At 51.7% G+C, this 21,564-nt stretch carries 16 protein-coding genes; 12 read left to right on the forward strand and 4 right to left on the reverse strand.

Going from position 1 to position 21,564, the window contains the following annotated elements:
• Nucleotides 1-49 precede the first annotated feature (49 nt).
• A complete protein-coding gene (locus EFA69_RS13845; protein ID WP_123133709.1) occupies nucleotides 50-1,942 on the reverse strand; it encodes an amidophosphoribosyltransferase in 1,893 nt (630 codons plus the stop codon).
• A gap of 454 nt (nucleotides 1,943-2,396) precedes the next feature.
• Between EFA69_RS13845 and EFA69_RS13855 the strand changes: the two genes are divergently transcribed.
• The 10 genes from EFA69_RS13855 to EFA69_RS13900 all read left to right on the forward strand — a co-directional run bounded on the left by EFA69_RS13855 (nucleotide 2,397) and on the right by EFA69_RS13900 (nucleotide 13,422).
• Nucleotides 2,397-3,287, forward strand: a complete 891-nt coding sequence (locus EFA69_RS13855; RefSeq protein ID WP_123134838.1) for a DMT family transporter — start codon at nucleotides 2,397-2,399, stop codon at nucleotides 3,285-3,287.
• 81 nt (nucleotides 3,288-3,368) lie between these two features.
• Nucleotides 3,369-3,629 carry a hypothetical protein gene (locus EFA69_RS13860; RefSeq protein ID WP_148041359.1) on the forward strand — a complete coding sequence of 87 codons (261 nt, stop codon included), beginning with the start codon at nucleotides 3,369-3,371 and terminating at the stop codon, nucleotides 3,627-3,629.
• 176 nt (nucleotides 3,630-3,805) lie between these two features.
• Nucleotides 3,806-5,218: an aspartate ammonia-lyase gene (gene aspA / locus EFA69_RS13865; protein WP_123134839.1), complete on the forward strand. Its 1,413-nt coding sequence runs from the start codon at nucleotides 3,806-3,808 to the stop codon at nucleotides 5,216-5,218.
• A gap of 197 nt (nucleotides 5,219-5,415) precedes the next feature.
• Complete coding sequence (locus EFA69_RS13870) at nucleotides 5,416-5,670, forward strand: hypothetical protein (RefSeq protein WP_123133712.1); 255 nt, start codon at nucleotides 5,416-5,418, stop codon at nucleotides 5,668-5,670.
• A gap of 314 nt (nucleotides 5,671-5,984) precedes the next feature.
• A complete protein-coding gene (locus EFA69_RS13875) occupies nucleotides 5,985-6,782 on the forward strand; it encodes an alpha/beta fold hydrolase (RefSeq protein ID WP_123133713.1) in 798 nt (265 codons plus the stop codon).
• Between the two features lie 358 nt (nucleotides 6,783-7,140).
• Nucleotides 7,141-8,454, forward strand: coding sequence for a sensor histidine kinase (locus EFA69_RS13880; RefSeq protein ID WP_245964586.1), 1,314 nt, complete (start codon nucleotides 7,141-7,143; stop codon nucleotides 8,452-8,454).
• 15 nt (nucleotides 8,455-8,469) lie between these two features.
• Nucleotides 8,470-8,847, forward strand: coding sequence for a response regulator (locus EFA69_RS13885; RefSeq protein ID WP_123133715.1), 378 nt, complete (start codon nucleotides 8,470-8,472; stop codon nucleotides 8,845-8,847).
• Nucleotides 8,847-9,890: an adenylate/guanylate cyclase domain-containing protein gene (locus EFA69_RS13890; RefSeq protein WP_123133716.1), complete on the forward strand. Its 1,044-nt coding sequence runs from the start codon at nucleotides 8,847-8,849 to the stop codon at nucleotides 9,888-9,890. The genes EFA69_RS13885 and EFA69_RS13890 overlap by 1 nt, the downstream gene beginning before the upstream one ends.
• Before the next feature lie 324 nt (nucleotides 9,891-10,214).
• The gene (locus EFA69_RS13895; RefSeq protein WP_123133717.1) at nucleotides 10,215-12,989 is read left to right on the forward strand and encodes an NTP/NDP exchange transporter; all 2,775 of its coding nucleotides are present in this window, start codon (nucleotides 10,215-10,217) and stop codon (nucleotides 12,987-12,989) included.
• Nucleotides 12,976-13,422, forward strand: coding sequence for a Crp/Fnr family transcriptional regulator (locus EFA69_RS13900; RefSeq protein WP_123133718.1), 447 nt, complete (start codon nucleotides 12,976-12,978; stop codon nucleotides 13,420-13,422). Before EFA69_RS13895 ends, EFA69_RS13900 begins: the two co-directional genes overlap by 14 nt.
• Here the strand turns inward: EFA69_RS13900 and EFA69_RS13905 are convergent.
• On the reverse strand, nucleotides 13,406-14,005 hold the full coding sequence (locus EFA69_RS13905; RefSeq protein ID WP_123133719.1) for an HD domain-containing protein: 600 nt from the start codon (nucleotides 14,003-14,005) through the stop codon (nucleotides 13,406-13,408). The two genes, EFA69_RS13900 and EFA69_RS13905, sit on opposite strands and share 17 nt — an antisense overlap.
• Nucleotides 14,006-14,116: 111 nt before the next feature.
• Nucleotides 14,117-14,929 carry a hypothetical protein gene (locus EFA69_RS13910; RefSeq protein ID WP_123134840.1) on the reverse strand — a complete coding sequence of 271 codons (813 nt, stop codon included), beginning with the start codon at nucleotides 14,927-14,929 and terminating at the stop codon, nucleotides 14,117-14,119.
• A gap of 542 nt (nucleotides 14,930-15,471) precedes the next feature.
• Between EFA69_RS13910 and EFA69_RS13915 the strand changes: the two genes are divergently transcribed.
• Nucleotides 15,472-16,455 (forward strand): helix-turn-helix domain-containing protein, encoded by a 984-nt coding sequence (locus EFA69_RS13915; protein WP_183906793.1) that lies wholly within the window; start codon nucleotides 15,472-15,474, stop codon nucleotides 16,453-16,455.
• A gap of 10 nt (nucleotides 16,456-16,465) precedes the next feature.
• Here the strand turns inward: EFA69_RS13915 and EFA69_RS13920 are convergent, their stop codons facing one another.
• Nucleotides 16,466-19,219, reverse strand: coding sequence for a choice-of-anchor Q domain-containing protein (locus tag EFA69_RS13920; RefSeq protein WP_183906794.1), 2,754 nt, complete (start codon nucleotides 19,217-19,219; stop codon nucleotides 16,466-16,468).
• Between the two features lie 1,071 nt (nucleotides 19,220-20,290).
• On the opposite strand from EFA69_RS13920, the gene EFA69_RS13925 reads away from it, so the two are divergent.
• Nucleotides 20,291-21,415 carry an acyltransferase family protein gene (locus tag EFA69_RS13925; RefSeq protein ID WP_123134841.1) on the forward strand — a complete coding sequence of 375 codons (1,125 nt, stop codon included), beginning with the start codon at nucleotides 20,291-20,293 and terminating at the stop codon, nucleotides 21,413-21,415.
• Nucleotides 21,416-21,564 lie beyond the last annotated feature (149 nt).

Here is a 21,564-nt window from a genome sequence, read left to right on the forward strand (position 1 = left end):
AGGCGGTTCAAACTGAACCGCCTTCCCCTTTTTTTATCTATAGCTGAGTTTAATACGCTCTCCCGGCTTTGTTCTCCATGAAGTTCACAAAGGCGCGGTTTACGACGCGCATTCCGCCGGGGGTGGGGTAGTTGCCCGTGAAATACCAGTCACCCAAGTGGTTGGGGCAGGCCTGGTGCAGCGCGTCTACCGTCTGGAAAATCACCTGAACCTCGGCCTGTATGTTAGAGGCTTTCACTATCTGCGCCACCTTGCCGCTGATTTCCTCCGGGGTAAACTGGTCGTAGAGTTCCTGCACAAAGTTCTTCTCTTTGGCGGCACCCGAGGTCAGGGCTTCCTGGCATTTCTGGTATACTTCCTGCGCCAAACCTTCTTTCTGCTGGTCTTTGAGTAAGCCCATCATGGCCCGGAACGCCACAAACTCCTTCATCTTAGACATGTCAATGCCGTAGCAGTCTGGATAACGGATCTGCGGAGCGCAGGACACAATGATGATCTTCTTGGGGCCCAGGCGGTCCAGCATCTTGATAATGCTTTTCTCCAGCGTAGTACCGCGCACAATGGAATCATCAATCACCACCACGGTGTCAACACCTTTTTTCACCACTTCATAGGTAGTGTCATAGACGTGGGCCACCAGGTCATCGCGGGAATTGTCATCGGTGATGAACGTGCGGAGCTTGGCGTCTTTGATCACCAGTTTCTCCACCCGGGGCCGGAAGGAGAGGAGGTTGTCCAGTTTGGCTTCGTCTCCGTCGGCTTCCAGAATGGCCTTGCGGCGATAGGAGCGCAGGTAATCTTCCATGCCTTCCATCATGCCCATGAAAGAAGACTCGGCGGTGTTGGGGATGTAGGAGAAAACGGTGTTCTCCAGATCATAGTCAATGGATTTGAGCACCTGCGGACAAAGCAGTTTGCCCAGCATCTTGCGCTCCTGGTAAATCTCCGGGTCGTTGCCGCGGGAGAAGTAGATGCGCTCAAAGCTGCACGATTTTTTCTCCAGGCCGGCCAGCACTTCCTTCTCGGCGGCCTCGCCGTTCTTCTGGATGATGAGCGCGTGGCCCGGCGTTACTTCCTTGATCTGGCTATAGTCAATCCCGAAGGCGGTCTTGATGGCCGGTTTCTCAGAGGCGATCACCACCACCTCGTCATCCATATAATAGTAGGCCGGGCGGATGCCCGATGGGTCGCGCACCACAAAAGCGGCGCCGTAACCGGTGAGGCCCGCCATGGCGTAGCCGCCGTCAAAGTCTTTGCAGGCCCGGCGCAGCACGCGTTGCAGGTCCAGGTGCTCTTCAATGAGGGCGGTGATTTCCTCGTTGTTGTGGTCTGGCTTGAAATAATCAAAGAGGCGTTGGTTTTCCTCGTCCAGGAAGTGGCCAATTTTCTCCAGCACGGTCACTGTGTCAATTTTCTGGCGGGGGTGCTGGCCCAGGTCGGTGAGCACGTGGAAGAGCTCGTCTACGTTGGTCATGTTGAAGTTACCGGCCACCGCCAGGCTGCGGTTACGCCAGTTGTTCTCCCGCACCATGGGGTGGCAGTTGTCTACGCTGTTGAGCCCGTGGGTACCGTAACGCAAATGGCCCAGATACACATCGCCTAAAAAAGGCAGATTTTGTCTGAGCCACTCTAGATTCTTGCTTTCCTCTGGGTATTTCCGCTTGAGCTTGCCGTACTTCATGCTCATCTTGCCAAAGATGGCGTCAATGGCTTTGGTCTTGACCGAGCGGTAGCGGGAAATGTACTCGGTGCCGGGGTTGGTGTTGATCTTGATACTGGCAAACCCTGCGCCGTCTTGCCCACGGTTGTGTTGCTTTTCCATGAGCAGGTACATTTTCTGTACGCCGTACATGGGGGTGCTGTATTTCTCTGTGTAGTACTCTAAGGGTTTGCGGAGGCGGACCAAGGCAATGCCGCACTCATGTTTTATCGCATCACTCATTTTTATTGGCTTTAAAGCGAAAGCACGTGTCCCATGACTTTCGTTCGCCCGAGGTCCTTCTGTAACGGGAAGGCAGAACAGGCATGCAAAGTAAGGGTAAAAACACGTAACCCACTACAGTAAAAACCATTTTCTGCGCGCATTCATTCCTTTTGCCCAGCACAAAAACGGAGGTCGACCAGTGGGTTATTCCTAGGCGGGGAGGAAGATGTAAGGTTAGCGGGCTCGGTTTGGATTTTCTCATGTAGCAGAAGAATTGAGGACAGTTGGCGTTTAGCGGCCCTTTTTCCCAAATCGGCCTTAAACCAGAGAGTATAGGGTGAATACAGTCTTTCTCCTAAGTCTGGAGCAGGAGCCACCGGGAATTTGCGTTTAGCGGCCGATTTCTCCAAAGTAACCCCCAAACGCCCCCAGGCGTTATTGACCCAGTGGGTTGTTTTCTACCTTTGCCGCCATGAACAGACAAGTACAGGTACACAGTGCGTTATTTCTGGTGGCGCTCATCTACGGGGCCAACTACAGCATCGCCAAGGAGATCATGCCGGCCTATGTGCTGCCCTTCGGGCTGATTGTGATACGGGTGGTGAGCGCGGTGCTGGTGTTTGGGGCTATTTCGCTGTTCATCACCAAAGAGAAAGTAACGGGCCGTGATGATTGGGCGCGTATTGCCTTGTGCGGCCTCTTCGGGATCACCATCAACCAGCTTTCGTTCTTCAGCGGGCTTAACCTTACCTCGCCCATCAACGCCTCGCTAATCCAGACGGTATCGCCGGTGGTGGTGTTGCTCATGTCTTCGTTTCTGCTGAAGGAACGGCTCAAGATCTTCCGGATGGTGGGTATTCTGCTGGCTGGGCTGGGGGCCATGCTTCTGATTTCAGGTAGGGCCGGCCAAGATGCGCAGGGCCACATGCTGGGCGATTTGCTGGTGCTCCTGAACGCGGCTTCGTATGGGGTGTTTCTGGTGCTGGTGAAACCGCTCATGCAGAAGTACAACGCCATTACCGTGGTGAGCCGGGTGTTTCTGGTGGGGTCTCTGGGGGTGGTGCCGTTTGGTTTGCAGCAGGTGATGGCTCCTGATTACGCCGCATTCTCGGCGCACGTGTGGGCCGCTATTGCGTTTGTGATCATTGGCATGACCATTCTGGCGTACCTGTTAAACGTGTGGGCTATGAAGTACGCCAGTCCGTCGTTGGTGGGCGTGTACATTTACCTGCAACCGGTATTTGCCATTCTCATTGCTGTTGGCTTGGGCAAAGATGTGTTCACCTGGCAGAAGGCGCTGTACGCGGCCATGATCTTCGGGGGCGTGTACCTGGTGAGCAAACCCAAGAAAACAACCGTATAAGCAGAACAAATAAACAGTAAAAGGGCACAGGGCACCCAAACCGGCGCCGCTGCGTTGCCCTTACAAGACCAGCACCGCTACATGATGGAACAAACTAATTATGGAGAAGACGCATTGCACCACCTCTTCCTGCTGGTGGAGGCCCAGGACGCTACCTGTATGCTTAACTTGGCGGGCCACCCGCTGCGCATAAGGGAAGTGGTGTTCCAGATGGTGGAGAACGGGTGCCGCGTGAGCAAAGTAGAGGCAGACGGCTACAATACATTTCTCTATGATAAAGAAGTAACCGAGATCTATGATTACCTCACCACCATCATTAAGGTGAAGTTCATGCATGTCTAGTGCCTGCGTCATTGCGTTTAGGGGCTCTTTTTCCAAAAAGAGCCCCTAAACGCAATGACGTTCTAAAGTCTATCTCAGCCATCCTGCCTTCGGCCCCGGGCCCTCCCGTACAACAAAGTTCTGCCAAAAGCGGTACTGTAGGGTTGATCCCCAACATCCGTACATACCACTACCGCATGAACCCATCCTTTAGAATTGAACACGATTTCCTGGGCGAGAAACAGATTCCCAATACCGCGTATTATGGCGTGCAGACGCTGAGGGCGCTGGAAAACTTCAACATCACGGGCATTACCAATGCCTCAGAGCCGCTCTTTATCGTGGCCTTCGCCTACGTGAAGAAAGCCGCCGCCATGGCCAATTGTGACCTGGGCGTGCTGGACAAGAAAATAGCCGAGGCCATCATCTTCGCCTGCGACGAGCTCATTGCCGGCAAATACCGCGACCAGTTCATCACAGATTTAATCCAGGGCGGGGCGGGTACCTCCGTGAACATGAACGCCAACGAAGTCATCGCCAACATTGGGCTGGAGTACCTGGGGCACCAGAAAGGGCAGTATGAGTTTCTGCACCCCAACAACCATGTAAACTGTTCCCAGTCTACCAATGACACGTACCCCACCGCTATCATGATGGCCGTGCACCTGAAAGTAGACGTGTACCTGAAGGCGCTGGCCAGTCTGCGGGAGTCTTTCCTGAAAAAATCTGAGGAGTTCAAAAACGTGCTCAAGATGGGCCGCACGCAGCTGCAGGACGCCGTGCCCATGACGCTGGGGCAGGAATTCCACGCCTTCGCCACCACCATCCATGATGATATCAAGCACCTGGCCGAGGCCCAGCAGAAACTCACGGAGTGCAACATGGGGGCCACGGCCATTGGCACCAGCATCAACGCGCCGCAGGGTTATCCGGAGCTGTGTACCCGTTACCTGGCGCAGATCACCAAATTGCCCATCACCCTGGCGCCCGATCTGATTGAGGCTACTTCAGACATGGGTTCTTACGTGTTGGTGTCGTCTATGCTCAAGCGGAGCGCCATCAAAATCTCCAAGATTTGCAATGACCTTCGTTTGCTGGCCTCGGGGCCGCGGGCCGGGTTGAACGAGATCAAGTTGCCGCCCATGCAGCCGGGGTCGTCCATTATGCCTGGCAAAGTGAACCCGGTGATTCCGGAGGTGGTGAACCAGACGGCTTTCTACGTGGTGGGCGCCGACATGACCATTACCATGGCCGCCGAGGCCGGACAGTTGCAGTTGAACGTGATGGAGCCCGTGATTGCGTTCAGTCTGTTCACCTCCATGAATTATATGATCAACGCCATTAACACGCTGCGCACCAAATGCATAGACGGCATCACGGCCAACGTGGAGGTGTGCCGCGAGGAAGTGATGCGCAGCATTGGCATTGTCACGGCCCTTAACCCCCTCCTGGGTTATGAAACGTCTGCGTCTATTGCCAAAGAAGCCCTGGCCACGGGCAAATCTGTGCACCAGATTGTGGTGCAGGAGCGCAAGCTCATCACGCAGCAGAAATGGGACGAAATTTATTCGTTTGAGAACATGATCCACCCGGTGTATGTGAAAGGCTAACAGAACCAATTTTTGCGTTTAGGGGCTATTTTTCTAAAAAGAGCCTCTAAACGCAAGCCTTTAGGTTAAAAAGGAAAATGGTGTGCCTAGATTTTCCGGCGGAAGAGCGGGCTTTTCCAGAAGTTTGGCCATCTTTAGATGAAACTTTATGTGCCCCGTTAAGCTTATGGAGAGAAACCCCACCCGTGAAGGATGACATGTTAGAACATTCGCTTTTCCATAAATTACCCCCCTGGCGACAGGCCGAAATAGTGGAGCAGAAAGGAGTGGCGCTGGCGCAGCGTCAGTTCAAGGACTGGTCCATTACCCTGTTTTCCTTTGAGCACCGTTTTCTGGAAGTCTGGACGAAGCCCGGCACCGAGGTGGTGACTTCTTTCCGGCCCGGAGCCGCCTATATGGACATTATTGAGCCGTATATGCACGGCCTCCCCGTTCCCACTCCCGAGGCATAAGCAAATAAGGGAACAGCGTTGCCAAGGCCCTGCGTCCGCATTTTTTACGGTGCCGATTTACTTTTTTCAAGTCTAGACCCCATATAAGCGTTTAGGGGCCGTTTTTCTAAAAACGGCCCCTAAATGCTTATATGGGGTTCTTCAAAGGGAATAGGAACCTAGGATTTATCTATGGGCAGACCTTGGTTTTACTGCCAAGGGTAAAACGAAAAGCCCTAGTTTACAAGATTATACCAGAAATAGGTTGGATTGAATATTTCGAATACCGTACCTTTGCTCCTCCGCATACTTTGCAATCAATAATACGATTCCGGATGGATATTTTGAGTAGGAACAACGTACGGGTGTTCGGGAAGGGGACGCAGGCCATGGTGTTTGCGCATGGTTTCGGGTGTGACCAGAATATGTGGCGTTATGTGACGGCCGCTTTTCAGCAGGATTATAAAATAGTTCTATTTGACCACGTAGGGGCCGGTCTGTCAGATATTGCTGCGTACAGCAAAGAAAAATACTCCAATTTAAGTGGCTACGCTTCTGATCTGCTGGAAATTTGCCAGCACCTGGAGCTTGAGAATTGTATTTTTGTGGGACACTCCGTTGGGGCCATGATTGGGGTGCTGGCGGCCATACAGGCCCCGGAGCAGTTTGAGAAGCTGATTCTCATCGGGCCTTCGCCCTCCTATATCAATGACGGTGATTATATAGGCGGCTTTGAGCCCGCAGACATCCACGCCATGCTGGAGTTCATGGAGACCGATTACATGGGGTGGTCGGGTGCGTTTGGGCCGTTTATTATGGGCAACCCAGACCAACCCTCTCTGGGCCAGGAACTCACCAACAGTTTCTGCAACACCAATTCCACCATTGCCAAACACTTCGCCCGCGTGGTGTTCCTCTCAGACAACCGCCTGGACTTACCCAAGCTGAAGACCCGCTCCCTGATCATGCAGTGCGACCAGGATATGATAGCGCCCACAGAAGTGGGGGAATACGTGCACAAGGTCCTCAAGGACTCTACGCTGGTGCACCTGAAAGCCACCGGCCACTGCCCAAACGTAAGCGCGCCTTTAGAGACCATCTCGGTGATGGAGAAATACCTGGCGGCCGTATAGTAAGATCAACCTCCGCTAATAAGTTAATTCTATTTCTTGATTTACGTTTAGGGGCTGTTTTCTGAAAAACAGCCCCTAAACGTAAAAACAAACTGCCACGGGACATACCCGTGGCAGTTTGTTTAGTGAATGGCTAAAGATCTGTTTCGCGGGCTGCGCCCATTGAATGCGCTGCAACGGGAGCGGCTACCACTTGTCTATCGCTTGGAAGGTGAGGGCCATGCGCAAATTTACACAGTGCCTCTAAGGCAGATATCATTAAAAAAACTACCTTTAGCCAAAGATAAAGGCAGTTACCGTTATGTACTTTTTTTCCTTCCTGGCCGCATTCCTGCTGTTGAGACGTCTGCGGAAATCCATGCTTCTGACCGAGATGGGGTTCAAATGGGACAAACCCCTCAACACGGCCAGTTGGGTGAGCCTGGGGTTGTTTATTGTCGCCAGCGCCACTCTGAAGGAAACGCTGCAGGATTGGCTAGGGATTCTGTACCTGACGGGCATTTTGGCCTACATCAACCGCGAGCCGGATTTTAAGCCCATCAAATCACTGGTGCAGGCGTTTTACCCCTATGTGCTCATCTGCTTCTTCAGTCTGCTGCTAGAGTTGCTGTTCCCTGATTTCCATAGAAAGTGGGAAGATTTGATTGGCATGGGAGCCTTGGCGGGTTTTGTGTATTTCTTCGCCGCCTGGGTGAACTTCAACAAAGGCCAGAAAGCGCTGGAATCAGAGCGGCAGAAAAGGCTGGTGGAGGAAGAGCAGCGCAGAATCATAGAGGCCCACAAGTCTGAGCTGGAAGTGCTGGTGGCGCAACGCACTGCCGAGCTCACAAACCAAAAGGAAGAATTGCTGCAAACGGTGGAAGAACTCAAGGCCACGCAGGCGCAGCTCATTCAGCAGGAGAAGCTAGCCTCTTTGGGTGAGCTCACCGCCGGTATTGCCCATGAGATTCAGAACCCCTTAAACTTCGTGAACAACTTCGCAGAGGTGAGCGCCGAGCTGCTGGAGGAACTGGAGGAGGAACTGCGCAAAGGCGACATTGAGGAGGCCGTGGCCATTGCCGGCGATGTGCGCCAGAACCTGCAGAAAATAGGCCACCACGGCAAACGCGCCGACTCCATTGTGAAAGGCATGCTACAACACTCCCGCGTGAGCAACGGGCAGAAAGAACTCACCGATATCAATAGCCTGGCCGACGAATACCTGCGCCTGAGTTACCATGGTTTGCGCGCGAAGGACAAAACCTTCAATGCCGGGCTGGTCACAGATTTTGCCTCAGACCTGGAGAAACTGGAAGTGGTGCCCCAGGATCTGGGCCGCGTGTTGCTCAACCTGTTCAACAATGCCTTCTACTCTGTGCAGCAGAAACAGAAAACCTCTGAGCCGGGCTTTAAGCCGCAGGTCACGGTGTCTACCAAGAGAATAGGCGACGAGGTGGAGATACGGGTAAAAGACAACGGCTCAGGGATTCCGGAGAACATCAGGCACAAGATTTTGCAGCCGTTTTTCACCACCAAACCTACCGGACAGGGCACCGGGCTGGGCCTTTCCCTGAGCCATGACATCATTGCCAAAGGCCACGGCGGCACCCTGGCCATAGAGACCAAGGAAGGGCAGTTTGCCGAATTTATCATCCGTATCCCTAGCAAAAAAGAGAAAGAAGTTCTAATTTGATTTAAAATCACCCGCATGAAAGTATTGGTAGTGGATGACGAGGCAGACGTGCAGCCTTTGTTCTTACAGCGTTTCCGGCGCGAGATTAAAAACGGCGACATAGATTTCACCTTCGCCCAGTCTGGTGAGGAAGCGTATGAGTACCTGGTGGATCATTACTCAGAGGTGGTCATGATTCTGTCAGACATCAACATGCCCGGTATGAGCGGCCTGGACCTGCTGCGCCAGATCAGGGCTAAACATGAATCGGCGCCGCCAACCATCATGATGGTGACCGCCTACGGCGATGAGGAAAATTACCAGCAGGCCATGCAACTGGGCGCCGATGATTTTCTCACCAAGCCGCTGGACTTTAGTGTATTGAAAGATAAACTTAAAACTTTTGCTTCCTAATGGCCAAAATACTGGTGGTTGACGACGAGACCGATCTAGAGTTATTGATTAAGCAGAAGTTTCGGAAGAAAATCAGGGAAAACGCGTACGAGTTTGTTTTCGCCCACAACGGGGTAGAGGCGCTGGAGAAGCTGGCCCAGCACCCAGACATGGACATCATCCTTAGTGACATCAACATGCCCGAGATGGATGGCCTTACCCTGCTCACCAAACTGCCCGAAGCCAACCCCATTGTGAAAGCCGTGATTGTGTCTGCCTACGGCGACATGGACAACATCAGGATGGCCATGAACCGCGGGGCTTTTGACTTTGTGTGCAAGCCCGTGAACTTTGAGGACCTGGAGGTGACCATGGAGAAAACCGTGCAGCACGTACTTCAGCTGCGCGAGACCATGCAGGCTATTAAGGAGAATAACATCCTGCGCATGTACGTAGATGAGAACGTGCTCAAATTCATGACCCACAAGGAGTTTGAGAACAGCCTCATGGCCAATGAGACCATTGAAGGCACCGTGCTGTTCATGGACATCTGCGGGTTCACGTCCATCACAGAAAAAGTGCAGGCCAACACCGTGGTAAAACTCCTCAATACGTTCTTTGACCTCATGGTGAAGGAGATTATCGCGCAGGGGGGCCACGTAGACAAATTCATGGGCGATGCCGTCATGGCCGTCTTCAAAGGCGAATACCACCTGGACCGCGCCATAGACGCCGGGCTGGCCGTAAGGCAGCATTTCAAAGAGGTGGAAGAGGTCAACATGGACGGGGTGGCGTTTAAACCGCAGGTATCCATCGGGATCAACTCTGGGGAGATGGTGTCGGGGAACATCGGTTCGGCCTCGCTACGACGGCTGGACTACACCGTGATTGGCGATGCCGTGAACCTGGCGCAGCGGTTGCAGTCGGCGGCCCAGCCGGGGCAACTGGTGATTTCTGAAGCGGCTTACCAGAAGGCCAAAGAGTCTTTCCACTGCCAGAAAATAGGGGAGGTCTCCCTGAAGAACAAAGCCAACCCGGTGACTATCTATGAAGTGATGGAGTAGCGTTTAGGGGCCGTTTTTCCAGAATCAGGGCTAAAACAGAATTCCTTCATCAACTTGCCAGCCGCCGGTCGTGCTCCCTTACCCCGGGAGCACGACCGGCGGTTTTGCGTTTAGGGGCTCTTTTTGGAAAAACGGCCCCTAAACGCAAAAATAGAAATTGCGTGGCCTGTACACGGCGGTTTCAGAATGTCTGCTTATATTTATCAGTTAAGAAGGAATACTCCATTTTGGCTGGCAGGAGAGAAAGCAATGGCTTTGGGAGCGGGTGGCGCGGGGCAGCATCTGGAGAGAGGTACGGTAGAAACTGAGTAATTCGCTTATCCAATGAATAGCAAAATCAATTTGCTGTTGAATATAAAACCTGCCGAAGCCAAGCTGGTGAAGCAGTTGTTTGTAGTACAGTTCTTTTTAGGCGTAGCCACGGCCTTTCTCTTTACCAGCACGCTGGCTATGTTTTTGCATGCCTTTGAGGTGCGGGAAATCCCAAGGGTATACATCCTCTCGGCGGGCTTGCTGCTGGTGGCCAATGCATTCTATGCCAGGTTAGAGGCCAGGCTTCCGGCCAAGCGGCTCCTGCAGACCATTATCCTGTTCTCCACGTTTTCCATTCTCTTCACCTGGGCGGGTGTCTCTTTTCTGGCCGCTGAGTGGCTGCCGTTGGTGCTCTCCGCCTGGAACATGGTGGTGTACATGCTGGTGGGCTACGCGTTCTGGGGCATGGCCGCCATCATCTTCAACGTGCGCGAAAGCAAGCGCCTGTTCTCTGTGGTGGGCGCCGGCGATATTCCGGCCAAACTGATGGGCTATACGGCAGTCTCTGTGCTGGCGCCGCTGCTGGGGGTGGAGAATCTGCTCTGGTTTTCCATTGCGGGTTTTGTGCTGGCGTACTACTTCCTGAAAAAGTTGGAGCACCAGGCCATCTCCGGCCATGGGCACAGCCACTCCGATGATCCTCACCACAGCCATCACCACGCCCACGGATCAGCCCACGGCGGCGGTGAAAAGTCATTCATCTCAAGATATTTCCAGAACCGCCTGATCTTTGCCATTACCCTTTTTTCGCTGGCGGCTTTCACGGTTTATTCCCTCATAGATTATACCCTGCTGGCCGAGGTAAAATCCAGGTTCACCAGCAGTCCAGACTTAGCCACCTTCATTGGGGTTTTCTTCGCGGTGGGGCGGGTGCTGGCCATGCTCATTAAACTGTTGTTCAGCAGCAGGGTCATTAGCAGGCTGGGGCTCACCAACTCCCTGTTAATTGCCCCGGTGGTACTGCTGGCCATCTCTGCGTTCATGCTCATTCCGGGGGAAAGCGAGAAGACCATTCTCTATACGTTTGGGGTGATGGTGCTGCTGTCTGAGGTCCTGAAGTCAGCCGTGCAGGAACCGGCGTTTTTTGTACTCTTCCAGCCTCTAGATCCCCATTCCCGGCTCAAGGGTCACCTGGTTTCAAAGGGGTATACCATGCCCATCGCGCTCTTGGTCACTGGTGTGTTTCTGGCCGTGTACAAGAACTTCAGCGGGGGCAGTATTGCCATTACGGTGGTCTGCCAGATTTTAGCCGGCCTCATCATCCTCTGGATTGCCACCGTTTACCTCATTAAAAAAGAGTATGTCCGCTCGTTGGTGCAGGCGCTCAGGAAAGGCTATTTCACGGGGTCGGAGCTGTTCCTGAACGATGAGCCTGTCCGGAATTTATTGCTGGAAAAGCTGGAAAGCGGGAAAGCCAAGGAAGTGATTCTGGCCTTGGGGTTGCTGGAGCGTTCCGGCTACCGTAACCTGGAGAAGCGCATGTTGCCCCTGCTGCAAAGTCCATCGGGCACCATCCGGAAATACGTGCTTTCCAGAGCGGTTGACCTTAAGCTGAGCCAGGCCTATCCGCTGCTGGAACAGACCCTGGTGCTGTATCCGGAGGATGTGCATAAACCTGAGTTCACCAGAGCTCTGTATTTCCTGAACCCTGAGATTCGTACGGTGCCAGACACGAACAGGTTAGCTTTGAAAACGGCTGCCTTGACGGGTTTATCGCGGAGGACTGAAGCGGAGGCGCAACAAGTGGTGCTCCAGCAGTTACATGGAATGGTGCAGAGCCCTGTCACCGAAGAGAAGTTGGCGGCCCTGGATGTGATGGCGCAAGCCCCAGGTCCCGCGTTTCTGCCCCTCCTGACCAGACTTTTGCAAAATGCCCAACCGGCAGTTTACAAGAAAGCCTTAGAGACGGCCGGAAAAATAAAGGCAGTAACCTTGCTACAGACCGTTTTGGATGTGGCCCATGCCCGAAAAGCTCCTTATGCCCTGCAAACGGCGCTGGTATTCTACGGAGATGAAGCGTTCACGGCACATCATCTGCCACCCGCTAAATTACCTCCTGATCTGAAATTGCCTGTCATCAAAGCGGCCGGTAAAGTGAAAGGCGAGCATTCCACCCACTTCCTCATTCAGTTGCTGGAGCAAGAACAGGCGGAGCAAGACACCATTATAGAGGCGTTGTGGAGCAAGAATGCTGTCTTAAACACAGCTGAGAAAGATTTGGTGGAAGCCTGGTTTAAAACCAAGTTGAGTCAGAGCAGGCAGAAAGCACTGTACCACCAATGCCTGAAAAGAGAGCAGGCGCTTCCGCTGGTGGCGGAGGCGTTACTGTCTGAGTTGAAACAGGACCTCAAGAAGATGATGGAAAGTCTGGCCTTGTTGCATGACCGCGTGCAGGTAAACCGAATAATGGAACTACTGGCCGCAGATTCTCCTGAGAAAGTAGCCAATGCCATAGAGATGCTGGAGCAACTGGTGCCCAAGAAATACTTCCTGCCCCTGGAGGCGCTCCTGGATTACCGCCTAGACCCTTCTAAACAACTGGTGCCGCTAAGTGAGATGCGCAATCTGGATGTTTCTGCACTGGTGCAGGATATTCTGACCCAGAACTCGGCGGGCTGCTCTTCCTGGACCAGATCAGTCACCTGCTACGGGTTGCTGCAAATGCCTTCGCCTGAATTGGCGGAGCTGTTGGCTGCTGAGCCGCTCGCTGCCCCAGACGCACTTTATTCAGAAACCCGCAGGTTCGTTTTATCACAGCTTACACCTACTGCCCATGTTGTTAATTGAGAAGGTACTCACCCTGCATTCCTCCCGAATATTTCATGACACCCCGGAGTCTGATCTAGTGGAACTGGCCGGGGCTTTGGAAGAACTTCACCTGGAACCAGATACCCAACTGTTTGCCAAAGGTGACCAAGGTGATAGCATGTATTTCGTGTACAAAGGGAAGGTGCGTATTCATGACGAGGAGCATACCTTTGCCACCCTGGGCGAAAACGAGATTCTGGGGGAATTGTCTATCTTGGATGCTGAACCTCGGTCGGCCACGGCTACCACCCTGGAAGAAACTATTTTGCTGAAACTGGAGCGGGAACCGTTCTATGAGATCATGATTTCCAATGCCGAGGTGCTGAAAGGAATCCTGAAGACACTGTGCAAACGCCTCCGGCAAATGGACATTATGCTGGTGGAAAGCAAAGCGGCTACCGCTGCCGATTAAGTTTAGCCTTGACCATTTCCAGGTGTTTCTGCTTTTGCGTTTCGCGGCTCTTTTTTGAAAAAGAGGTGAAAAACGTATGGCTCTCCAGAAACTTCACCTGTAGTTGGTTCCATTGTTCCTCGTTGTGGACTATTCCATAGCAGAGAAACTCGCGGTAAAGCGTTTCGCCAATGGGGAAGAAGTCATCTCGGCCCAGGTAATCTAAATCTGCATCGCAGATAATCTCCTGTAGTTTGGTTTCTGGTCTTTGGGGTACTTTGGTGGCCATGATGAGCCCGCAGATGGTCTCTATCTGACCAGAGGTAAATCCAAAATCGGGTAATTCCGCTTGGGCGAAGCCACAGCCGCTCTCTTCGTGCTGCTGATAGGTGTCTAAAAAGCCGGTGTCATGGTAGAGGGCGGCTACCTGTAAGAGCAGAAGTTCTTCCGGGTCTTGGATTCCTTCCGCCTGCGCAATGATCGTTACCTGTTCGAACACATCCAGGGTATGCTGTAAGCTGTGGTACGTTAAATCTGAGGAAAGCCCTTGCTGGAGTTTCTTGACGATGTGCGTATAAACAGACGCTGTATTTGCCGGTAACATAGAAGCTGAATAGAAGACTTTGAACCAGCTATGGAATGACCGTAGCCTGGAGCCTGGTAAAGATATGCTTTTTCAGAAAAGATGCCAGTGCCGGGGTTAGCGCACTTTTATTTAGACCTGTTGCCGGACTGGGGCTGCGCTTCTGGTATTCCTGAGGAAGACTAAAACAACTGCCAGTGCTACCACTGCCAACCCAATCCATGCTGCGGTGATCAAATGAGGACTTTCCTCTACACCTATTTCACGCTGTTTTAAGATAATGCCGTAGAGTGCCCATACTCCAACCAGACCAACAATTGGATTAGACCTTGTGAAGACTACGAAGGTAACAATGCACGTGGCTACCGCTATCATGATGGTTGCCCAAGCTCCGGCACTCATGTTGAAACCATCCCAACCCAAACCCACCAAGGCAGAGCTTGCATTGGCAACAGTGGCAATCATGATCCAGCCGAAGTATAGGCTCAAAGGCACTTGTGTCAACCACCGTGAGGCGGCGGACCTATTTGTATCAAAAATGCCCAGCCGCAAATGTATGACCAACAATGTGACAAGCTGGGTGAGGATAAGGAATACAGATAGCACCAGCCATTCGTGTACCCAGGCAATGGTCCAGGCACCAGTGGCCAGGTTATTGATCATGAACAAGTAGCCCAACTTCTGGAGGTCCTGATTAGCCTCATGTGCAGCGGGCTCTTGATAAGCTTTCACCAGATGATAAATACAGAAGGCTGACAGTGCCAGGTAAATTACTCCCCAGATAGAGAAAGTTATACCGGCTGGCGTAAACAGGGCGGGATATTTATCAGAAACATCGCCAATAGTTTGGTTATTGAAGAGCTTAAGTTGCGTTAATTGCGAGGGTGCTAAATGCAGCAGGAAGAACAACGTGTTGAGCACCGCCAGAACCTTTATATTTTTCATAGTGAAAGACATTATTTTCAACCTTCATATTTTACGTAAATTCCAAGGCTTAGAGAACTATTCTAAATTGCCTTACACAACCATAGTAAGACTTGTTTAATTGACATAACCTACCTGGTCTTGTCAATATGTTTATCTAATTGCTGTTAGTTTTCAATTTTATAGGAAAACATGTTGGCAGAAGTAAACTTGGCTAAATATCTCTTTAGGTATAACCACCAAAGTAGCTTGACTGTTTTTTTAACTACTTTAAAAGGGGGGCAAGATAGTTTTCTTGTCTATAGAGCAACAGACACTTTATCTAAGAATCTAAATGTAGCATTAGCCTCTTAAATATTTTCGGTTAGGTGATTGAAGGCCGCTGTTATGTATTGAAGAGAAAGAACCTCATATTGGGAGGAGCTAGTAGCGTGAAATGGAATAATATTAAGTATTTTATATGTAGTTAGGGGAACTTTGGACATTGATTGCTGATGGAATATAACTTAGCGCAATACGCATTCCGTTGCTGTTGTTCTAAGTTAATTCTGCGGTGTAACCTGATGAACCATACCTGCGAGAAATACAAACCAGCCCAAGCCGAAGACGTTGCCCATGTCCTGACGTTACTGGAGGCCATACGTCCCATTACCCCTGACCTCAAGGAGGAGTTTTACGAACATGCGATCACACTGGAGCTGCAGGAGGGAGAGCATCTGCTCCGCCAGGGAGAGAGGTGCCACCACATGTATTTTATCCGGAAAGGCGCCCTGATGGCTTATTCCCAGCATAGGCAGAAGCAGATCACTACCTACATTTCAGTGGAGAATGAATTCGTCAGTTCCCTTTCAGGGTTATACGGGCAGCAACCTTCCCGGGAAGCCATCATAGCGGTGGAGCCAACCCTGCTAGTGGGAGTGTACACTGACATCCTGTTGGGCTGGTATGACCGTTACTTTGATCTAAACTATATTATCCGTCAGGTATACGAGAATTATTACCGCGATGCCCAGGAGCGGTCCCACGTGGTACGTATTGGCAATGCGAAGGAGCGTTACCTGTATTTCGTTAAATCCAAACCTGGGTTCCTGGACCGCCTGCCCATGGAGTGTGTGGCGTCTTTTCTAGATATGAAGCCAGAGACGCTCTCCCGTATCAGAAAACAAAGCCCGAGCACCTTGGATGCACAGGAAGCTAATAACCTCCTGCGGAAAGCAGCCCAGGTAATGCATGAGACGGAGTGCTTCAAAGAGAAAACGCTGAAAGTACAAGCCTTGGCTGAGCGGCTGGGTGTCCCGGCCTATAAGTTGTCGTGGGTGCTCAACACGTACTCCAAGACTAGCTTTACTGATTTTGTCAATCAGTATCGGATTGCATATCTAAAGGAGCAGCTTGAGCAGGGCGAGGGCCTGCAGAATTTCACCCTGGAGGCCCTCGCCCTGGAAGCCGGCTTCGCTTCCCGAAGCGGATTCTATAAGGCCTTCCGCAAGGCCGAGGGCATAAGCCCCAGAGCGTACATTAACTCTATGCAGAGCATGGATAAATAAAGGGCAGCCTTTACCACTTCCACAGCTTTCCTATGAGAACTCCTTCCTCCCCGTACAGCCGGAGTATGTAAGTGCCAGCCGCATGGCCGCCGATCTCCAGGTCAACACTGCCGGCGTTTGGCGCGATGTTGATGCGTTGCAGCACTCTTCCACGCACATCAGATAGTTCTGCCCTGCCGTACCTCCCTGCCCTAAAGCGTGCTTTTACTGTCTCACCAGCGGGGTTAGGGAAGAGAACCAGCCGGTCTTCGGTTGAGGTATGGAGCACGGCTTTGATACTGAACCGCTCCCTACTCCCGTCGTAGTCTTCCTGCTCCAGCCTGTAATAATTCACCCCAGGCTCAGGCGTTTCATCCCAGTAGGAATAATCCTGCTTGGCGGAGGTATTTCCCGCCGCCGGTATTCTGCACATCTCCACAAACTGCCTTCCATCTGTTGACCGGTAGAGGATGAATTCTTTGCTGTTTATTTCGGCGGCCGTTTGCCAGGTAAGCTTGGTTCGTCCTCCCTGGACCTGAGCCGTGAATTGGATCAGCTTGACGGGGAGTGGATCGTTCGCCTGCCATTCAAAGGCGCCCATATCCACCAAATTATTGGAGAGGCGCCCATGGCCGGCCAGGTCGGTGGCAAGTCCTGGCATCAGGTATCCGTTGTCGCCGGCGTCAATAGCGGGGCTAAGCGGCTGGAGCGAATAGTTGCCGGCTGCGCTTAATCCGGGGGACAGAGGCGAAGCGAAGAGGGGGGAAGTGGCGCCGGGGATGTTGCCGTTGGCGGTGTCGGTGCGGCCCTGCACCAGGCTGTGTGACACCTGGGCGGTACCCGAATAAATATACAGACCACTCTCCCCGTAGCCGCTGCTGTTGCCGTGGAGGATGCTGTTGCGGATAGCTACCGGGCCGCCCGACTGATAGATGCCGGCCCCTTCATATTTGGCTTTGTTCCCCGCAATGGTGACATTGGTCAGGATGGGTTGAGAGTCTCTGGTGTATATCCCTCCAGCGCCATTAGCTGATAGGTTGCCGCTGATGAGCACATTGTTTAACTGCGGTGAGGAATTCTCAAAATGAAAACCGGCCCCTTCAGCAGTTGCCTCGTTGCCAGACACCGTGACGTGGGTGAGCGTGGGGGAGGAATTTGTCAGATGCCCCCCTCCGCCGTACATTGCCCTGTTGCCACTGATAATTAGGTTTGAGAGCGTGGGGGAAACATTTAAATTATACATCCCGCCCCCAAAGCCTGAATTGCCCCCCGTGAGGGTGAAGCCATCCAGGACAGCATGCGGGGTTAGCCCGTTCTTCTCGTTGCGCAGAACACTGTTGCCGTTCCCCTTCAGAATAGAGAGGTTGGCTCTGTGGTCCCGCTCTGCCAGTGTCTGCTCGGTGCCGCTGAACCCGCCGTAGACTTTCACACCCTCCTTCATGGAGAAGGAGCCTCCAGAATTGGGCTGGTACTCCCCGGCCGCCACCCAGATCTGGTCCCCGGCGGCAGAGGCGTTGATCATGGCTTTTAGGTCACCGGAGGCCAGTGCCCAAGAACTGCCGTCCCCGGTGCCCCCCACCTTCACGTAACGAATGGAGGCAGGGGCTGTCTGGTTTTCATAAGGCCCCAGGTCAACGTTACTGTTGTTGAAGCGGCGCGGCTTCCCGTCCAGATCAGTGGTAATGGAAGACAAGTCTGGGATCTGGCCCGAGTCCAGGAAGGTGTTGTTGCCCGCGTTGATGGCTGGACTGCCGCGGAAAAGCCTGTAGTCACCGGCCTGTGGGTTCACGAAACGCGGGTCAGTAGTACCGGGTAGGTTACCGTCCGTGCCGCCGGCAACGCCCTGTGCCAAGCTATACGCAAGGGTAGTCTGGGAACCGGAGCTGTTGTAGATACCGCTTTCGCCGGAGGAATTGGTGTTCCCGTGGAGGATGCTGTTGCGGATACTGGCCGAGGTGATAACGCCATCGTAGGCGCCGTTGTAAAGGGCTCCTCCCTGACCTGCCGCTGTGTTACCGCTGATGGTGACGTGGGTTAGTACTGGCCAGGAGGCGGAGTTGAAGAGGCCACCTCCGTGGTTGCGTTCGGCTATGTTGCCTGTCACAAGAGCATTGGTAAGCACAGGTGAGGAGTCGTAGCTGTAGATGCCTCCGCCGGCGAAGGTACCGATGTTATTGCTGACAGTGATATAGGATAACAATGGATTTGAATCCCTGTTGTAGATGGCCCCACCGTTGGTAGCGCTGTTGCCCCTGAGGGTGGTGTGGGTGATGCGCGGAGAAGAATTGCTCTGGTTATTGATACCCCCGCCCCGTACGTCGGCCGCGTTGGCGGTCACAGTGAGTTGGGATAGGCCGGGGGAAGAAGCCGCCAAGAAAATACCGCCGCCATAGGATCTATAAATAGATTGGCCGTTGACGGTGATGCTGCCTGATCCGAAGGCATACCCGCCCGTAATGGTAAAGCCGCTAAGCTCAGCACTGCCCACATTACCCACAGAAATGACTATGTGGTGGGCGTTCTCTATATGCTTGTCAAAGCTGCCGGGCAGATCATCTCCGTTGTAGTCTCCGCTGAGCACAGTTGAATTGGCCATGGAGTTACGCTGAGCAAGTTGAGTCTCTGTACCGGTAAATCCGCCGTAGATTTTCACGTCTGCCTTGAGGACAAAGGCATTGTCGCGGTTATTAGGAGTTAAGGTGCCTAAGGCATCGGCTTTGCGGTTGGGCTTGTAGATGCCCTTTGCCACCCAAACTTGGTGGTTTGCTGAAGAGGCATTGATCATTGCCTGTAGGTCTCCTGAGGCCAGAGCCCAGGAACTGCCGTTACCGGTGCCCCCTGGTTTTACGTAACGAATTGTCTGTGCCAGAACAGGTCCGGCGACCAACCATAAGGAAAAAAAGAGTAGGGATTTGAATAAGGGGCTGAATGCGTGGAGATGGGGGATGAGTCGGCCTTTGGACATATTGAAGGGGTATACTGTGATTGAACTTTATAATGTATAAGAAGATAGCCCCTGGGGGTATATAGGTTCCTGTTGGCAGGTAAACATGAGAGTTTAGGTTTGCAAAAGCCGCTGTTTGGGTTGCTAAAGCAAAAATGGAGCGGCTAAGGCTGGTTGTACTTAGCTTAAACTAAGATTTTCTTGGAGACAAAAGTAAGATGTGGCGTATGCTTAAAGTATTTTGCTTAAGCCGTATTTGTCTCCGTTTTTAATCCGAGACAAATTTCTCTCTATGTAAACCACAAGATAGATTCATTTGCATAGCTGTCAATATTTGGTAGCTTGGGTGCGAGCTGAGGGAAGAAGAGATAATTGACTAAAAGTGAATTTATCAATGGTTGTACATTGGGAAAAAATCTAGCAGCATATTGACAGTGCTTAAGAGTGGGGACCTTGTTAAAGCTAAAATTTTATAATTTAACAATGAATTATCCTGTTTAATGCCTTCGTTAAAATTCTAAATAGTTGGTGCAACTTCTTAGAGAGCCTGCCCCTATTGCTTCAGAACTCCAATGGGTAAGCCTTTGAATGGAATGACTAAACAGAACAACTGCTAACAAAAGAGATTACTAGCTATTAGTAACAGTATGAAGGCGGTAGATCATGTTCTTTAAATAGTAATAGCCTCAATCAATGATTTGATATAGCGCCACGTCAATTAACAGATGTGTAAGGAAATAGAAGTTTCTGAATACCAATCAAGAGTAAGGAGCTTAGCTTTGATAGCGTAGCAGATACATCATTTCAAACGTCATCTCTGTGAGTAGCTGAGATAAACTTATATATTGAGCTTTTATCCAACAAATGCTATTGCGTAGATTGCTACCGGTAGCATATCTCTATAACATAATCATGCATAAGCTTAAATTAGCCCCAGTTAATCTGAAAGGCAGCCTCAGCCTTCAGAATACAAAACAACACTTTGTCATACTAGATGGGTTACGGGGAATTGCGGCATTGGCGGTGGTGGTTTTTCATTTCATGGAGTGGATTTTCCCAGACCCCAGCAAGAACTTCATTGGGCATGGCTTCCTGGCCGTAGACTTCTTTTTCTGCTTGTCTGGGTTTGTCATCGGGTACGCCTATGACGACCGCCTCGGGAAAATGGGCGTGTTGGAGTTCTTCAAGTCAAGGTTGATCAGGCTGCACCCATTAGTGGTTTTAGGTTCTGTATTGGGTTTGTTGGCGTATCTTCTTGATCCATTCGCCATCTATACAGAAGAGTTGGGTACAGGTAAACTTTTCCTATTGTTTCTCTGCTCCATCTTTCTAATTCCCTTCCCAGTGATGAAAGACCGGGCTTTCAATCTGTTTGGCCTTAATGCACTTTCTTGGTCATTGTTCTGGGAATATATAGCCAATATTGTGTATGGCGTTTTCCTCTACAAGCTACCCCGTCGCTATTTAGCCACTCTGACTGCACTGGCGGCGGTTGCTCTTTGCCTTGTTGGATACAGGGCCGGTAACCTCTTAGGAGGCTGGTCTGGGGAGAGTTTCTGGGATGGCTGTGCCCGGGTTTCGTACTCATTCTCGGCCGGTTTATTGGTCTACCGCTTTAACTGGATCATCAAAAACAGGCTGGGGTTTGTAGGCTTGGCCCTCTTGCTGTCGCTGGCTTTTGTAATGCCGCAGTTTGGTCAATGGAATTGGGTGGCAGAGGCACTGATTGTGCTGTTCTACTTCCCATTGCTTGTGGCTCTGGGAGCTGGCTCCAGTTTGCCATCAGGTCTGAAGAAACTCTGTGTTTTCTCTGGTGCTATTTCTTACCCCCTCTACATGACGCATTATGCCATTATGTGGATCTTTGGGAATTACTACACTAACTACAAGCCCGGTTCAACTGAGCTGTTCTTTATTGTGTCCATAGGTACCATTCTGTTGGTAGGGGCTGCTTATATCGTGATGAAAGTGTATGATATCCCGGTAAGGAAGTTCCTCAGAAGGAGATTGCGCACACTTAAGAACCCCTCCGCATAGAATGGGAAGCATTTACTAGGCCGGAGGATTCAGCGGGAGCATTAAACTACAATTATGGAATTCTTGCCATATGAGGGAAATAGGCGGCCGGTTCTTTTTAACCTGAAGAATGCAATGTCTTCATGATAGAACTAACCGACTCTTCAGTT

Origin of the sequence: Rufibacter immobilis (genome assembly GCF_003721565.1) — a bacterium.
Classification (GTDB): Bacteria; Bacteroidota; Bacteroidia; order Cytophagales; family Hymenobacteraceae; genus Nibribacter; species Nibribacter immobilis.

Bases quoted from the DNA above. Each gene is read 5' to 3' on its own strand.
- EFA69_RS13845 (WP_123133709.1), bottom strand. From the start codon at position 1,942: ATGAGTGATGCGATAAAACATGAGTGCGGCATTGCCTTGGTCCGCCTC.
- EFA69_RS13855 (WP_123134838.1), top strand. From the start codon at position 2,397: ATGAACAGACAAGTACAGGTACACAGTGCGTTATTTCTGGTGGCGCTC.
- EFA69_RS13860 (WP_148041359.1), top strand. From the start codon at position 3,369: ATGATGGAACAAACTAATTATGGAGAAGACGCATTGCACCACCTCTTC.
- aspA (WP_123134839.1), top strand. From the start codon at position 3,806: ATGAACCCATCCTTTAGAATTGAACACGATTTCCTGGGCGAGAAACAG.
- EFA69_RS13870 (WP_123133712.1), top strand. From the start codon at position 5,416: ATGTTAGAACATTCGCTTTTCCATAAATTACCCCCCTGGCGACAGGCC.
- EFA69_RS13875 (WP_123133713.1), top strand. From the start codon at position 5,985: ATGGATATTTTGAGTAGGAACAACGTACGGGTGTTCGGGAAGGGGACG.
- EFA69_RS13880 (WP_245964586.1), top strand. From the start codon at position 7,141: ATGCTTCTGACCGAGATGGGGTTCAAATGGGACAAACCCCTCAACACG.
- EFA69_RS13885 (WP_123133715.1), top strand. From the start codon at position 8,470: ATGAAAGTATTGGTAGTGGATGACGAGGCAGACGTGCAGCCTTTGTTC.
- EFA69_RS13890 (WP_123133716.1), top strand. From the start codon at position 8,847: ATGGCCAAAATACTGGTGGTTGACGACGAGACCGATCTAGAGTTATTG.
- EFA69_RS13895 (WP_123133717.1), top strand. From the start codon at position 10,215: ATGAATAGCAAAATCAATTTGCTGTTGAATATAAAACCTGCCGAAGCC.
- EFA69_RS13900 (WP_123133718.1), top strand. From the start codon at position 12,976: ATGTTGTTAATTGAGAAGGTACTCACCCTGCATTCCTCCCGAATATTT.
- EFA69_RS13905 (WP_123133719.1), bottom strand. From the start codon at position 14,005: ATGTTACCGGCAAATACAGCGTCTGTTTATACGCACATCGTCAAGAAA.
- EFA69_RS13910 (WP_123134840.1), bottom strand. From the start codon at position 14,929: ATGAAAAATATAAAGGTTCTGGCGGTGCTCAACACGTTGTTCTTCCTG.
- EFA69_RS13915 (WP_183906793.1), top strand. From the start codon at position 15,472: ATGAACCATACCTGCGAGAAATACAAACCAGCCCAAGCCGAAGACGTT.
- EFA69_RS13920 (WP_183906794.1), bottom strand. From the start codon at position 19,219: ATGATCAATGCCTCTTCAGCAAACCACCAAGTTTGGGTGGCAAAGGGC.
- EFA69_RS13925 (WP_123134841.1), top strand. From the start codon at position 20,291: ATGCATAAGCTTAAATTAGCCCCAGTTAATCTGAAAGGCAGCCTCAGC.